At 29.3% G+C, this 15,182-nt stretch carries 20 protein-coding genes and 1 pseudogene; 15 read left to right on the forward strand and 6 right to left on the reverse strand.

What is annotated here, in order from left to right; genetic code table 11:
* Window positions 1–784 precede the first annotated feature (784 nt).
* Genes IPK06_00005 through IPK06_00015 form a run of 3 tightly spaced genes read right to left on the reverse strand, consistent with a single transcriptional unit; the run spans window position 785 to window position 1,790 of the window.
* Window positions 785–1,156, reverse strand: coding sequence for a hypothetical protein (locus IPK06_00005; protein MBK7978404.1), 372 nt, complete (start codon window positions 1,154–1,156; stop codon window positions 785–787).
* 2 nt (window positions 1,157–1,158) lie between these two features.
* Complete coding sequence (locus tag IPK06_00010; GenBank protein ID MBK7978405.1) at window positions 1,159–1,362, reverse strand: alkaline phosphatase family protein; 204 nt, start codon at window positions 1,360–1,362, stop codon at window positions 1,159–1,161.
* Entirely contained in the window at window positions 1,332–1,790 is a 459-nt protein-coding gene (locus IPK06_00015; protein MBK7978406.1) for a hypothetical protein, read from the reverse strand. The genes IPK06_00010 and IPK06_00015 overlap by 31 nt, the downstream gene beginning before the upstream one ends.
* A 531-nt stretch (window positions 1,791–2,321) precedes the next feature.
* On the opposite strand from IPK06_00015, the pseudogene IPK06_00020 reads away from it, so the two are divergent.
* From IPK06_00020 to IPK06_00085, 14 genes and pseudogenes are all read left to right on the forward strand, one after another.
* Window positions 2,322–2,676, forward strand: a pseudogene (locus tag IPK06_00020) (cupin).
* A 67-nt stretch (window positions 2,677–2,743) separates the two neighbouring features.
* On the forward strand, window positions 2,744–2,929 hold the full coding sequence (locus IPK06_00025) for a hypothetical protein (GenBank protein ID MBK7978407.1): 186 nt from the start codon (window positions 2,744–2,746) through the stop codon (window positions 2,927–2,929).
* A 270-nt stretch (window positions 2,930–3,199) separates the two neighbouring features.
* Entirely contained in the window at window positions 3,200–3,418 is a 219-nt protein-coding gene (locus IPK06_00030; protein MBK7978408.1) for a hypothetical protein, read from the forward strand.
* Between the two features lie 392 nt (window positions 3,419–3,810).
* A complete protein-coding gene (locus IPK06_00035; GenBank protein MBK7978409.1) occupies window positions 3,811–4,206 on the forward strand; it encodes a hypothetical protein in 396 nt (131 codons plus the stop codon).
* 62 nt (window positions 4,207–4,268) lie between these two features.
* A complete protein-coding gene (locus IPK06_00040; GenBank protein ID MBK7978410.1) occupies window positions 4,269–4,478 on the forward strand; it encodes a hypothetical protein in 210 nt (69 codons plus the stop codon).
* A 41-nt stretch (window positions 4,479–4,519) separates the two neighbouring features.
* The gene (locus IPK06_00045; GenBank protein ID MBK7978411.1) at window positions 4,520–5,203 is read left to right on the forward strand and encodes a hypothetical protein; all 684 of its coding nucleotides are present in this window, start codon (window positions 4,520–4,522) and stop codon (window positions 5,201–5,203) included.
* Window positions 5,178–5,495: a hypothetical protein gene (locus IPK06_00050; GenBank protein MBK7978412.1), complete on the forward strand. Its 318-nt coding sequence runs from the start codon at window positions 5,178–5,180 to the stop codon at window positions 5,493–5,495. Before IPK06_00045 ends, IPK06_00050 begins: the two co-directional genes overlap by 26 nt.
* Window positions 5,496–5,667: 172 nt before the next feature.
* Window positions 5,668–6,807 carry a hypothetical protein gene (locus tag IPK06_00055; GenBank protein MBK7978413.1) on the forward strand — a complete coding sequence of 380 codons (1,140 nt, stop codon included), beginning with the start codon at window positions 5,668–5,670 and terminating at the stop codon, window positions 6,805–6,807.
* 11 nt (window positions 6,808–6,818) lie between these two features.
* Complete coding sequence (locus IPK06_00060; protein ID MBK7978414.1) at window positions 6,819–7,601, forward strand: response regulator; 783 nt, start codon at window positions 6,819–6,821, stop codon at window positions 7,599–7,601.
* Window positions 7,602–7,780: 179 nt separating this feature from the next.
* Window positions 7,781–8,221 carry a hypothetical protein gene (locus IPK06_00065; GenBank protein ID MBK7978415.1) on the forward strand — a complete coding sequence of 147 codons (441 nt, stop codon included), beginning with the start codon at window positions 7,781–7,783 and terminating at the stop codon, window positions 8,219–8,221.
* Window positions 8,222–8,249: 28 nt separating this feature from the next.
* A complete protein-coding gene (locus IPK06_00070) occupies window positions 8,250–8,780 on the forward strand; it encodes a hypothetical protein (GenBank protein MBK7978416.1) in 531 nt (176 codons plus the stop codon).
* Window positions 8,781–8,837: 57 nt separating this feature from the next.
* Window positions 8,838–9,266, forward strand: a complete 429-nt coding sequence (locus IPK06_00075) for a hypothetical protein (GenBank protein ID MBK7978417.1) — start codon at window positions 8,838–8,840, stop codon at window positions 9,264–9,266.
* Window positions 9,267–9,301: 35 nt separating this feature from the next.
* Window positions 9,302–9,775: a hypothetical protein gene (locus IPK06_00080; GenBank protein ID MBK7978418.1), complete on the forward strand. Its 474-nt coding sequence runs from the start codon at window positions 9,302–9,304 to the stop codon at window positions 9,773–9,775.
* Window positions 9,776–9,880: 105 nt separating this feature from the next.
* A complete protein-coding gene (locus IPK06_00085; protein MBK7978419.1) occupies window positions 9,881–10,306 on the forward strand; it encodes a hypothetical protein in 426 nt (141 codons plus the stop codon).
* A 531-nt stretch (window positions 10,307–10,837) separates the two neighbouring features.
* Here the strand turns inward: IPK06_00085 and IPK06_00090 are convergent.
* Window positions 10,838–11,833, reverse strand: coding sequence for an SDR family oxidoreductase (locus tag IPK06_00090; protein ID MBK7978420.1), 996 nt, complete (start codon window positions 11,831–11,833; stop codon window positions 10,838–10,840).
* 157 nt (window positions 11,834–11,990) lie between these two features.
* Here IPK06_00090 and IPK06_00095 point away from each other — a divergent pair, with 157 nt between their 5' ends.
* Window positions 11,991–12,422 (forward strand): lipocalin family protein, encoded by a 432-nt coding sequence (locus IPK06_00095; protein MBK7978421.1) that lies wholly within the window; start codon window positions 11,991–11,993, stop codon window positions 12,420–12,422.
* A gap of 4 nt (window positions 12,423–12,426) precedes the next feature.
* Here IPK06_00095 and IPK06_00100 read toward each other — a convergent pair whose 3' ends face one another.
* Entirely contained in the window at window positions 12,427–14,595 is a 2,169-nt protein-coding gene (locus tag IPK06_00100; protein ID MBK7978422.1) for a TonB-dependent receptor, read from the reverse strand.
* Entirely contained in the window at window positions 14,592–15,140 is a 549-nt protein-coding gene (locus tag IPK06_00105) for a hypothetical protein (GenBank protein MBK7978423.1), read from the reverse strand. Before IPK06_00105 ends, IPK06_00100 begins: the two co-directional genes overlap by 4 nt.
* Between the last annotated feature and the right edge of the window lie 42 nt (window positions 15,141–15,182).

The following is a 15,182-nucleotide window of genomic DNA, read 5'->3' on the forward strand; positions in this document are numbered from 1 at the left end:
GAAAATTTATTTAAGCATTTATACACCCATCACCGTTTGATTATTTTGACGGAAAATCAATAGCTTATTTTCAACCGTTTTCTATCAGGCTTATACAAATTGGTTATTACAATTACGAAACAAGTGATTTTACTGATTTACTAATTGATGTAAGATAAATACGCCAGCAATATTTGTTTTGCTCCGTAAAATGCTGAATTAAATTTCAACAAAAATTAATCGGAAAATATAATGAGTTACATATATAACTATGGCGGCAATACTACTTTATATTTATGGCGGCAACGATACTTGGTCGGCTACAAGCGTCAATATTGGTCCAAATACAAACGCGGTAAAAGATTAAGAAAGCGGAAATCACCAGACCAGAATAAACAGTTTTACAGGTGATGAAAAAGAGAAAATTTATTCGACTTTAGAAAAATGGCTTAACATAAATTGAAAGATAATATTGCTGAATAAGTCACAATTAATTTTGCATAATTGCGACTTATTTTAAAACACGGAAAAAATTGGATAATTTTATTTTTTAAGCAAAAGGAATTCAATACAATCACTTGGCGGTGTTACTCCGATAAAATCACAAACCGTTCCGCAATATCTTCAATATAAGCTTCATCATTTCTTGTTTGGGCGGGAACATTTTTCCCATAAATTAAAATGGTATATGATTATCATAATTGTGTCTCGATCCATGCTGTGTGCCATATTTTTTTTTTTTCGAATTCCAAATAAAATGTTTTAGAGAAATAATATATATCCGGATCTTCTTATTACCATCCGTTCAAAATGTAATTGTTTGGTGATCTAAGATAAGACATTTTATCAAGTTCGGATTTCGTAAATACTTCGACATTTCAGGAAAACTGCTCAACATGTAATTTTTAATTTCTTGCTCAACTTTTATATTATCTAATTTTAGTTTAGAAATTTCTTCATAATTTAAGTAGAGATTTCTTGAAAATCTTGTTTTAATCAAATCTTTACTTCCAAAAACTTTCTCTAAGTGATTTGTTAGTTTTTCATTAAAGTTGGAATTATCTAAAACTCCGGCGTCAAAATGCATATCTTGAAGATACCGAGTATTTTCCATTCCGCCGTGATCGGCTGTAAGGAATAGTAAGTAATTGTCTTTCCCGACTTGGTTATCCAACATTTTCAGTAATTAGAAAGCTGCTCATCCAATCTTAAATAAGTATCCAATACTTCATAAGACTGTATTCCATAATCATGTCCAATCTTATCAGGAGTTGAAAAACTCACGGCGAGATGATCGGTAAATTCACCTTTGCCTAAATTTTCATTTTTTAATATTTCTTTAACAAAATCAATTAGTATTTGATTTCCAAATGGTGTATACAAGAGTTTATTAAACTTTTTAGATTGCTCAATATTTTCAATGAATGCGGGAATGACGTTTTTCCTTCATTAAAAACATCCTCTTCATATTGTGAATTATCGTCGGGTAAATTTTTATATATCTCCGGCGATTTTAATAAATTCCATTCTTTATTCAAATAAGAATCAACAATACCCGAATTATTAAAATTTGTTACCCAATCGGGTAATTTTTTCAGATAATAAAATGAAGAAATAAATTTTCCGGTGTTATCATCAAACCAATATGCCGCATTTGCGCTTCTTCCGGCAGGCAACATTGCCCCGCGATCTTTTATAGAAAGACTAATTACTTTGGACTTTCCAAAACTATTAAGTTTAATTTGATCTCCAATAGTTGTACTTAAAAGCTGTTCAGGTGAAAGTTCTTTATCAATTCCTTCAACAAGCATTTTGTCTGCTGGACTAACAGCTGTAACACAGTTAACATTTTCAAACGTTGTTCTATCTTTCCAATCATTGCAATAGTTCCGTGAAAGTACGGAATAGTTCCTGTATAAATTGATGCATGTCCCGCGCCAGTTACAGTTGGAATATAATTTATTTTACAATTTGTAAAATTTGTTCCCGTTGTTCAGCAATTCTTTTAAATCCGTTATTGCCAAAATGATTGTAAAATTTTTCCAAATAATCATAACGCATTTGATCAACAACAATTCCAAACAACTAATTTAGGTTTTTCATCTTTTGGGCATAGCCAATTAATGAAAATATAATTGAGAACAAAACAATATTTTAATCACAACAACCATTCTTTTTTAATAAAGGAATATAAAATAATAATTTGAATTTAAAAAAAATTATACATTTCATGAGATATAAAAATTTAACAAAAATTTAAAATTGAAAATCACATTATTGAGAAAATGCATTATATTGATTTATAAAATTTTGTAAAATTCATTTGTACAATAGAGGTTATTATGCCAAAAATAATTAGTTCACCGTCAATAATTGAATCAGCCGGAAATAAACCTAAAATAATTAAAGAATATTTTGGAAGAGTGAATTCACAAAGCGAAGAAGTAAGCATTGCCAAAATGAATAGTCCGCAAGGCTGGATTGAGCCGGGACAGCAGCCGGAATTCAACGAATATACTATTGTGTTAAAAGGAATTCTTAAGGTTGGAAACAGAAAATGAAAATTTTGAAGTTAAAGCTGGCGAAGCGATTTTAACGGAAAAAGGAGAATGGATAAGATACAGCACTCCTTTTGAAGATACCGAATATATTGCGGTTTGTCTTCCCGCATTTTCGCCAAAAACAGTTCATCGAGATGGAGAAGTAGAAAAAGATTATAACTATGTTGAAATTTTAAGAACATACAGCCAAAGTCGATATTGCAATGATCAAAAGTCTTCTTGATGGAAACGCGGATTATTATTTTCATGGTGAAAATTTTATGTCAATTAGACCATTATTAGAACCGGCTATTTTAATGGTAAATGAAAATGACGTTGATGATGTTAAAGAAATATTGAAAGATTTTGAATTGAATTTTTTGGGCGTGAGTTTTAAAGGAAGAGGATGATAATGAGGATGAATAATTTTAGAAAAATAATTTTAGTTTGCCAATAATCATATAATGAATTTTGACTTTAACATTTTCATTTGCTAATATTAATCCCCCACTTTGTCCCTTTTGAGAATAAATGTCAACCGAACTGCGACCCAGAATAAAGATAATTTCCAAACTTGGTAAAAACAAGTTATGGATATAATATTGCAAAAATATATGATCCTAATTCTCAATTTAAAGGATGGATCAAAGAAGGATTTGCGGTAATTTATACACTCCAAAATGATAAGCATATTTGGACACCGCAAATTAATCTTCCAGATAGATGAAATTGAAAACGGAACTGAAATACGCGGAACTATTGGTCCAAATGAAAATATTTGGACTGCTTTCGCGTTCACATTTTCTATATTGGGCTTTTTTGCGTTTGCATGCTTATTCTGGGGACTTTCACGACTAAGTTTAGGTTATTCCGCAACTATTCTTTGGGCAGTTCAATAATTCTGATCATTATTTTGGGTGTTTACATGCTTGCCAAAATTGGTCAGCAACTTAGCAGAAACGAAGTAAGACAATTAAGAAAATTTGTTGAATCCGCTTGTGAGGAATAACTATTTTTCCATTATGTATTTGTAAAATTAATGTAAAGTGCAAATTGCACAGAAAGGAAATTATTTTTGGGGAAAATAATTTTCGAAAAGTTTTTTTATTATTTTCAAATACATTGCTTCTACTACGCAATTATTTTTTTCCTATTAATAAACATCACCTCCAACTATTCTCAAAATTTAAGTTCAGGCAAAATAGGGCAGTTTTTTGTAAAAAATTATAGTCCAAATGAATACAATTCTGGAATTCAAAACTGGTGTATTTTACAAGATCAAAGAGGATTGATGTATTTTGGTAATGATGATGGAATTTTGGAATATGACGGTTCTTCTTGGAGATTAATAAAAACCAGCAACAATTCTATTGTCAGATCAATGTGTATGGATTCAAAAGGAAGAATTTATGTTGCTGCATCATCTGATTTTGGCTATTTAGATGCTGATTCAATTGGACAGCTTCAGTTTGTTTCACTTCGTAAACTTAGTTTAAATATTCCAAATTTTGGAGATGTTTGGGATGTTAACGAAAATTCAAATGGAATTTATTTTAAACCCAAGATCAAATTTTTCGTTTTCACAATAATAATATTACAATTATTGATTCAGTTTTTTCATACAGATTATATAAAGTTGGAGACGATATATTTGTTAGAAATAACGGAATTGGTTTACAAAAAATAATTGGTAACTCTGTCAAATTAATTCCAGATGGCGAAAGTTTTGCAAGCATTGGAGTTTATGATATGATTCCTTTTAATGATAAAATTTTAATTACTACAAACACAAACGGATTATTTCTTTATTACGGAAATAATTTTACAAAATTCAAAACCGAAGCTGATCAATTTTTATTTCAAAATAAAATTTATAATGCGTGTAAACTTTTAATGAAAATATTGCATTTGCAACTCAAAGAGGCGGAATTACTATTATTGATAAAAATGGAAAATTAATTCAGAATATTAATTCTACAAACGGACTTAAAACAGATATTGTGTATGATGTTTATCCGGATTACCAAGGAAGTTTATGGCTTGCAATGACAGATGGACTTGCAAAAATTGAAATTGATTCACCATTTAAAATTCTTCCAATTGAAAAAACCGGCAAAAATTATTTTTCATCAATTTATAGATTTAATAATAAAATTTATGCTACAAATTCATTCGGACTTCTCCAATATGATGAAACTACTTTAACATTCAAAACATTTAAAGGAATTTCTTCAAGCGGTTATAATTTTTTCTCATTTGGAAATTCACTTTTTGTTCTTACAATGGATGGAATTTCAAAAGTTAATAGTGATAATACAATTGAGAAATTATTTGATATGACTGCTTCCGTTGGATGCAAATCAAATATTGATACAAATATTTTTTATGTAAACCATAGAGAAGGAATAAATATTTTAAAATATAAAAATGGCAGATTTCAACTTTTAATAAAACTACCTCAAGTTCCTTTTGAAATTGCAAATATTAGTGAAGACGGAAATGGAAGTTTATGGCTAACAACTTATTACCAAGGCGCAATTCAAATTTCATGCAAGGATGATTATTTATTTAATGCTGTTGATTCAACCAAAATAAATATAGATTATTATGATAATAACAACAAACTTCCGGGAAATTTAGCATCAATATTAATAATTGATGAAAACCTTTTTTGCAACAGATAAAGGATTTTTCAATTTTGATGAAAATACAAAAAAATTTCATCCGGATTCAATTTTGGGAACGACTTTTACTAGTTCAACTCATTTGATAAAATTTTATGTAGAAGATTATGATCATAACTTTTGGATTTTGGCAAAAACGGAAAATGGATTAGAATTCGGTAAAGCTATAAAACAAAACTCAGATAATTATTTGTGGACACCATCTCCGGAATTTCAAAGATTAGACTTAAGCAGAATTTTTACAATGTATTCAGATTATAGTCCAATTGAAAAAAGGAAATTTTATGGATAAGTTCGGATGAAGGTTTAATTCAGTATTCTCCTAAAAATAATAGATTTCTGAAAGAAAAATTTGCAACATTTATAAGAAATGTATTTGTTAATCATGATTCATTAGTTTATGCCGGTACAAAAATCAAAAAACTTCGAAAAAAAATATTTTCTCTTTTAGAAATAATGATTTGGTGTTTCAATTTACCTCAACAAGTTATGATAAATCTGAACAAAATGAATATCAATTTATACTTGAAGGATATGAAGAAAACTGGTCGCAATGGAGTAATGAAAATATAAAGGAATATACAAATCTTTCAAACGGAGATTATACTTTTCGTGTTAAATCCAAAAATATATATGGAAAAATTGGAAGTGAAGATTTATATACCTTTACAATTCTTGCGCCCTGGTATTTAACGTGGTGGTCATATCTTATTTATGCATTTATATTTTTAGGAATATTATATCTTATTAGAGATTATGAGTTAAAACGAATTCGCAAAAAACATTCTTTGGAACTTGAATTAGCAGCTTTTGAAAAACTAAAGGAACTCGATCAGTTAAAATCCTATTTTTTTGCAAATATTTCTCATGAATTTAGAACTCCGCTTACATTAGTTTTGGGACAAATTGAAAGTGTTCTTTCATCAAATATTGAAACTAAGGAAAAAGGAAAACTTCACGTTGCAAATAGGAATGCACGAAGGCTTTTAGATTTAATTAATCAGCTTTTGGATCTATCAAAAATTGAAGCCGGAAGTATGAAACTTGAAGCTAAACAGCATAATATTGTTTCTTTTCTAAAAAGTTTATTTTATTCATTTGAATCAATTGCAGAAACACACAAAATTAGTTTAAAATTCAAATCTGATTTTGAAAACATTCCAGTAATTTTTGATCCGGATAAAATGGAAAAAGTTTTCTATAATTTCATTTCAAATTCAATAAAATTTTCAAAATCTGGCGGTGAAGTTTCGGTAAGTTTAAGTTTAAGAGGAGATTCATTTGTTTTAATAAAAATTAAAGATAACGGAAAAGGAATTAGTAAAAAGCACTTACCTCATATTTTCGATCGATTTTATCAAGTTGAAGGTTCAAACACTCGCGAATTTGAAGGAACCGGAATTGGATTAGCTTTAGCAAATGAATTAATTCTACTTCATAACGGAAAAATTAATGTTGAAAGTGAAGAAAATTATTGGACGGAATTTACAATTGAACTTCCTATGGGCGATTTAAATTTGGAAAAAGAACAATTGGTCGATTATTCCTCAAAATTTACAAATCAAAATGATATTGAAAATTTGAATGAAGAAAAGTTGAAATAATTGATTCACAGTTGGAAAATAATTCCCGAAATAAAAATTCCGAAATTATTCTAATTGTTGATGATAATACGGATGTGAGATCATATATAAAAGAACAAATTGAAGATGAATATAAAATTTTTGAAGCTTCGAATGGAGAGGAAGGAATTATAAAAGCAGAGGCTGAAATTCCGGATTTAATAATTACAGATGTAATGATGCCTAAAATAGATGGTTATCAATTTTGCAAAGAAATTCGCGGTAATAATAAAACAAGCCATATTCCAATAATTATGCTAACAGCAAAAGCAGCCTTAGATGATAAAATAGAAGGTTTGGAAACCGGAATTGATGCTTATCTAACGAAACCATTTAGTGCTAAAGAATTGATTGTTAGAATAAAAAATTTAATTTATCAGCGTAAACAATTAAGAAAGAAATTTAGTAAATCCACAATTCTAAAGCCTTCAGAAATTACAGAAATTTCTGTAGATCAAAAATTTTTGGAAAATGTAATAAAATTTATTGAATACAATTTTGATAATGAAAATTTTACAATTGAAGATATTGCATCTAAAGTTAATATGAGTATTTCTCAATTAAATAGAAAGTTAAATGCATTAATTGATCAGCCGGCTGGACAATTAATAAGATCACTTCGTTTGCAAAGAGCTGCGGATTTGTTAAAACAGAATGTTGGAAATGTAGCAGAAATTTGTTATATGGTCGGATTTAATGACCAAGCATATTTTTCCCGTTCATTTAAAAAACAATTTGGTTTCAGTCCATCAGAATATAAAAAAAGTACGGTATGAAGATTATTGATTAATCATTTGAATTAAATTTCCTTTCTAACTAAAATTTTCCCCCAAACAACTTATTTGAGCGAATAATACAAACTCTTGCGCAAATAATACAAGATATCCGCAATATTTCAAGTTACTTTTGTAATGAATTTTCAAACATTCAAAAATGTTAGAATCGATAGAAAATTGTGAAATCAATTACAATCAATGGAATTTATAGCAATCTCGGAAAAATTAAAATTGATTCTCAAAAATCAATTGAATGGAGAACAATTAGTAATGAAAATCCGCCAATTTTACCTTTTGGCAGTAAAATAGAACTTGCTATCTCATATAATGAAAAAGATTATCTAAACGGAAATAATGGAATTGTTTGGGCGACTTATGATTTAAGACAAGCTGAGATAATTCAAAATACTTTAGTTGCTCAGAATATTAATTGCGAAATGAAAAATGAAAACCTATCTGAATTCGAAATGTTTTTAATCAAAATTATTAATACTGAAGACATTAATGACGCCGTAAATTTTATTTGGAAAAGTAATACCGGTTTAAGACTTCTGCCTGATTGGAGTTATTCTTTTGGTGAAACAAATAAAAGTTTTGAACAGTGGTTAAGCGGTAATTAAAATTTTTAAATAAATATTCAGAAATAATATGAAAGGAATATTAATGAAATCCGTTAATTCAACTCTGTTTATAATATTTATAATAACCGCTATATTTTCCACTTTATCTGCACAAACCGATGAAAGAAAATTAGCTGAAACTCTAATGTTTGGAAAACCTTTCTTTAAACAAAATACTGAGTTTGAATGGGAATATTATGATGCATTAGCAGAAAAAAATAACTCAATTGAAAAGTTAGAAAACAAAGAATTGAGTTTGACATATCAAAATATAATTGGCAAAGAAATGGTTTTTGAATATGATCTATTTACCGTTGAAATAATTATCACAACTGATTCAACACTTTCTTGGAAGGATTCTAAAAGTAAAAAAATAAATAATGAAAAAACCAAAACAATTCACATTGATAATAAAACAATATTAAAGTCCTGGGTAGAAGTTGATAATACGCTAGTTGTTATGTTTGCAGATTTCTACCAAGGTGATACACACGCTTTTCTATACAATAGTGATGGAAAAATTGAAATAGCTAACGGATCAATTAAACTTAAAGATTAGATTTAAACTTTCAACAAACTTTGTAAAAATCAACAATATAATAAAGGAGATCATTCTATGAAATACATTCTTACAATCACACTTTTTTTACTTATTTCAATTTCGAGTAAATCAACATTTGCCCAGCAAACGGGTAATGCTTTTATAATTCAAAATCTTGAAGCAGCTTTCCCCGAAGATGGAAGCGCCGCTGAATTTGATTCACTTACTCATCAATTTCAAATAAAGGTTTGGGATAAAAATCCATATGTAGTTAGTCACAAAACTGTAAGACATTGGTGGGGTGATAATAACAGAGACATCATAGAAATAACAGAAATAAAATCTTGGGAAGATATCCCCAAAGCAATGCAGAAATTAGATGAACTATTTAAAGAGGTTTGGAAAACTAAGGAAGACCGAGAAAAATTTAATAAAGCATATGATAAATATTTTACCGGAAAGCATTCAGATGAAATTTATAGAGAAGTAGTATTTAATAAATAAGAATAATTAATAACAAGAAAATAGGAGTTAGTTACATGAAAAACAGATCAAAGATAATTTTATTAATCGCTTTAACATTTTCAATTTTCACCTCAAACTTATTTGCTCAGCAATGGAGTAGTGAACAGAAGGAAGTTTGGGCTGGAATAGAAAAATATTGGGAAGTTTCTTCAAAAGGAGATGTACAAGGATTTATGTCATATTTTGATGAAAGTTATATAGGGTGGAGCTATCAAACTGTTGTTCCCCAAAATAAATCTAATACCTCAAAATGGATAACAAATGAATTTAAAAATAATACTACATTACTATATACTTTGACACCGGTAACTATTTGGGTTAAAGGTGATTTTGCGTTTGCTAACTATTTTTATTCACAAATAGAAAAAAATAATCAGATCGGAAAAGAAGAGCAGACAGCAGGAAAATGGACAGATATCTTGATGAAAAAAGACGGTAAATGGTTTTTAATTGGTGATCATGGCGGAAGAACATCTAAAACACAATAATGACGAAATAAATTTTGTTAAAAATTCTCAATCGTAAATAAATAAATATTTCATAAAGAGGAAAAAATGAAAAAAATAAATATCTTAACTCTACTATCGTTAATCATGGTTCTATTTTCTGTAAGCTTATTCGGACAAGAGCATTATACAGAGGGCAATGTACGTGTGGTAAGTTTTTATAGAACAAAACCTGGACAGTTTGATAACTACATGAAGTATCTTCGCACTCACTTTTTACCAGTTCAGGAAGAAGCAAAAAAGCAAGGATTACTTGAAGGATATTATATTCTTCTAAATACACCATCAAGTCCTGAAGATTGGGATATTGCATTTGCCGCATTGTACAAGAATTTTGGTGTTGCACTAGATTATAACCAAGCCGACGAGGATAAAATGGATAAAATAAGTGAAATGCATTATAAAACTACTGATCAAGAAAAAATGCGTGAAATGACAGATATGCGGTTTGATATGAGAACTTATATCGGAACAAAATATTTCCGTGATATAACTCTTAAACCATTAAAATAATTTTGGGATAACAAAGTTATTACTTAATTAAGATGTCATTTTACTTTGAGGTGACATCTTAATTTTTTCTACAAAAAAACAATTACTTAAAACTTCCGATCAAATTTTAGAACTTGAGAATTAAATGATTATTAAGAAACGTTATTTACTAAATTTAATACTAATTTTATTCCGTTATTCTTAACATAATTCGGAAATCAATATCAACAAAATGATTAGATTTGGGATGTTGCAGTAAACTCAGAAGGCGTCTTTTTCAAAACTAAAAATAAAATTTATATAGATAGAGTTTTAAAATGAACTAATTTTATTTACAACTAAGATTAGCTTAAATCAACCCTTCATTTTTATTAACATTTTCTAATTCATCGCTATTTGGAATAAAATTAGATACAAAAGAAAGAATCAATCCAATTGGAAGAAGAATTATAAAAGTAAGTATTAGGTAAAGTATAAATGAAATAAGTGCAACGGAACCAATATCGAACTTTTTAATTTGTTACATGGCAACTCCAATTATATATTGTGAAATTATCGCAAAAAAATTTCTTCGTAATCATTAATAATTTTATCAATTAAATTATTACTTTCTTGTTTAATGATTTTTCTTTCTTGTTTTGCTTCAAACCAATTTATTGTTTCCTTAATTCCAATTTTAAACGGAATTGTAGCTTTAAAATCCGGAACAAATTTTTTTATTTTCGTGTTATCAAAAATTACGCTATAAGATTTATCACCTAACAAACTGCATTTCAAGTGTTCATCATATTTACCAATAAAATCCGATGGAATATGAATTATATTTGGTTCATTATTTATTGCTTCGGCAATTGCTTCATAAATTTGATTCCATGTCAAAATTTCATCACTAGTAATGTGAAACGATTCTCCAATGGCTTTTATGTTTCCTATTAAACCAATAAAACCTTTGGCAAAATCTTTTGCGTGCGTAATTGTCCATAGCGATGTTCCATCGCCATGCACGATAATTTTTCTTCCCGTTTTAATTCTGTCAACAACGGTGTATTCATTCCATCCGCCAATTGGAACCGGAATAACTGTATCATATGTAAGTGAAGGCCTTACAATTGTTACGGGAAACTGTTTTGATTGAAATTCTATCATTAAAGTTTTTTCACATTCTATTTTGTCTCTCGAATATTGCCAGAAAGGATTTTCTAAAGGTGTTGATTCGGTTATAATTGGTGAACTTGGCGGTTTTTGATATGCTGAAGCTGAGCTGATAAAAATGTATTGCTTTGTTTTTCCGGTAAATAATTTTAAATCTCTATCAATGTCATTTTTTGTAAACGCAATCCAATTAACAACTACATCCCAATTATGTTTATCCAAAGCAATTGAACAATTATCATAATTGGAAATATCACAAATAATTTCTTTTGCACCGGAAATTTTAATATTTCTTTTACCCCGGTTCAGCAAATAAAGCTCATAATTTTTTTCAATGCATAATTTACTGACTTCGGTACTAATGTTTCCGGTTCCGCCTATAAATAATATTTTCAATTACTTATCCATTTTTTGTTGTTAATAAAATTACAATATTTTATGAAAAATATTTTATTTACTGTAAATATTTTATTATTCATATAATTTTTTTGAAAAATTTCTTTTTATATTTTTTTATCTTACGTAACAAATTTATATTCTTGAAAGGGGAAAAATGAAGAAAATTGATTTTATATATATTTCAGTAATACTTTTCGCTGTATTAATTAGCTCGTGCAGTGAAGATAAAACCACAGAGCCTAAATTGATTTTAGATCCTGCTTTAGTAGGAACATGGGATTTAACTAAGATAATAGCAAAATTCGGTACTACAGATATTGAATTAACTCCGGAACAAGCCGGTTATAATGTAACAGCAAATTTTAAAGACGATCTCACTTTTGAGTCAACAACGGTAACTTCAGATTCAACAACAATAGATACCGGAACTTGGGGAACAAATGACGGAACTTTAACAATTACAATAGACGGCGAAGAACCGGAATCATCTCCATATACAATTGATGGAAATGTTGTTACTATTGAATCAACAGTACCTTACCAAGGCGTAGAAATTGACGCAAATTTGGAATTTACAAAACAATAAATAATTAGAAAATAATTTCCGTACTTAAAGAGAAATTTCTAAGTGGAGCTAAATTTCCTATTAGCTCCACATAATAATAATTAAATATATTTGCCGCAGTTAATGAGATTTTCCCAGGTATATTTAATGAAAAAAGATTTATTCCAACTCTTGCGTCAGTGACAAATATATCAACTCGTTTATCGCCATTTGGAATTAAGCCTAATTCTACGAATTCGTTATCAATATTTTCAACACGACTTGAATATCTAAAGTCAAATCCGCCAAAAAACATTTCGCTTTTGTAATTAAATCCAATAATTAAAGAATTTTTTGGACGGTACTTTAAATATGAATTTGTTTTTAGATCTTTTGCCCATAAAAAGTTATAACCGATATTTATCATTAAATTATCAATAATCATCGGCGTTGTAATATTTGTTTCAACTCCTTGAATTCTCGCTCGTGTCAAATTCATGAAAATAATGTCACCTACGGCATCAAATGAAGGTTCGATCATATCATAATATTCATTATTGTAAACGGCAAAGTCAAAATTTACTTTTTGGAAAATATTTGTATTCATACCGACTTCGGCTGATAAACTTGTTTCTGCTTTTAAAGTAGGATTTGGCTTAACCGTAACTCCGCTTGTGGTTGTTGAAGTAAATGCTTCCGCAAGTGAAGGTGTTCTAAATCCTTTACCGACTGAAGTTCTTAAATAGGTATCTTCTCCAACTTTATAATTTATTCCAAGTTTCGGCGAAATGGAATTTTCACTTTTTAGATCTTCAAGTTTGGAATTATCAAAACGTAAACCCGCCGATATATTCAAGTTATTTAAATATTTTAAATCCAGCTGAGAGTAAATTCCGATTCCGTCGGATTTTCTGTTACCGAAAATTGTTGAACCGACTTTATTATATTGATATTCAAAACCGGAAATTAAATTAACATTTGCCGAATATTTATAATTAATTTTTATCTCATTTCTAAATAATTTGCTGGTCGATCTATTACTGCTTTCGGATTGATCGGTCCAATAACTAATATAAGCGCTTGGAATATAGCTGAGTGAAAGTTCATCATTAAAAATATGATTGAACTTAAATCCTAAAATTGTTCTGTCAGATTTTATCGATTGTCCCAAATCGGCATCGGGAGGAACTAAAGGATCACTAATATCCTTCCAATAAATAAATGTACTTTTTTCTCGTGTATAGCCTGTTCCCCAAAATGAAAGTGTAGTGTTGACAGAAAAATTATAATCGGCTTTTAGAAATGCTGAATATCTTATTTGATCGTCATTTTTGCGATAACTTAAATCTTCATATCTTGATAATGAAGCAGATAGATTTAAGTTGCCAAGTGATCTTGAATGCGAAACAGATTGCTTATTAAAGCTCAGTGTTTTATTTGTCCATTTCCATTCATCATATTTAGGAGAAGAATAAAATCCGCCGTGCAGTTTTACTAAGGTTAACGGGTTTGAAGTAATTTTATTAGTGATAATATTAATTATACCGCCTATTGCGGAAGAACCATATAATGAACTTGAAGCTCCTTTAAGAATTTCTATGCGGTCAATATCATTTAAAGGAATTAATTCCCAAATTATTTCGCCGGTATCAGGCGTATATATCGGAATTTCGTCAATAGCAACAAGCACTCTTGTTCCGGCTCCTCTGCTGTAACCGCTTGAACCTCTTATGCTTATTTGATCTTGTGTCATTGTTATTCCGGGAACAAACCGGAAAGCATCATCAACTTTTTGATAATTTTTTTCTGAAAATGTTTTTGTATCTAATACATAACTGCTGGAAGAAATTTCTCGCAGATCTTGATCATATTTATTTGCTGAAATAGTCAACTGATCGAATTGATAACTTGTTGGTTTGAGTATAATAGTAATGTTTGTTGTATTGTCTTTAACTTCAATTAATTCCGATTTGAATTTTGTAAAACCAATAATGCTGGCCGAAATAAAATAATTTCCGTTTTTAACTTTTGAAAAGTGAAAATTGCCTTTGTCGTCGCTAGCCGCGCCAATTAAGGTCCCTTCAATTATTACATTTACACCCATTAAAGGATTATTGGAATTATCGGTAACCTTTCCGACAATATTTCCGGATTGCGCAAACATACTGCAACTAAATAACAGCGATATAAATAATGTGTAAAATATTTTAATCATTTTATTTTTTTCATCTCAAAAAAGGATTTGAGTAAATTGTTTATTTCGCTCGGCGGCTGAGGCGGAGGATTATTAAAATCACAAACAATATTTATATTTTCTACAAAAGTTCCTTGAGGAATGTTTAAAATTCCGGGCTGAGTTAAATTATTTTCCAAAGTATAAATTCCGGCAACAATCCAATCTTTTCTGGCTAATGATAAAGTATCCCTAATAGTTTGCGCTACCGCGACATATGAATAATCACCGGAATCAATATTGGATAAAACAGCGCCGGCATCATTTGTGGAATAACCGTATGTGCTTGAACCGAAAGGAATCAGCTCACTTACGAATTTCAAATTGAAAATACTGAAATCATCTATGGACAAAAGCGGATTTTTGAAGGCGACTACATACGTTTGTTTAGCTTCGGAATTCCAATTGCCAATAAAAGTAACAGTTCCGCTAAAACCGGCTTTTGTTTCAGCCAGCTCGGGCGACAATCCCTTATCGCATGATATAAGCAGAAATAATAAAATTATAATTATTGCAAATGCTCTCATACTTAAAAAATAATAAGCGGATTTTTAATAAACAATATTTGG

The sequence above is a fragment of the Ignavibacteriota bacterium genome (genome assembly GCA_016713565.1).
In the GTDB taxonomy this organism is placed as follows: domain Bacteria; phylum Bacteroidota; class Ignavibacteria; order Ignavibacteriales; family Melioribacteraceae.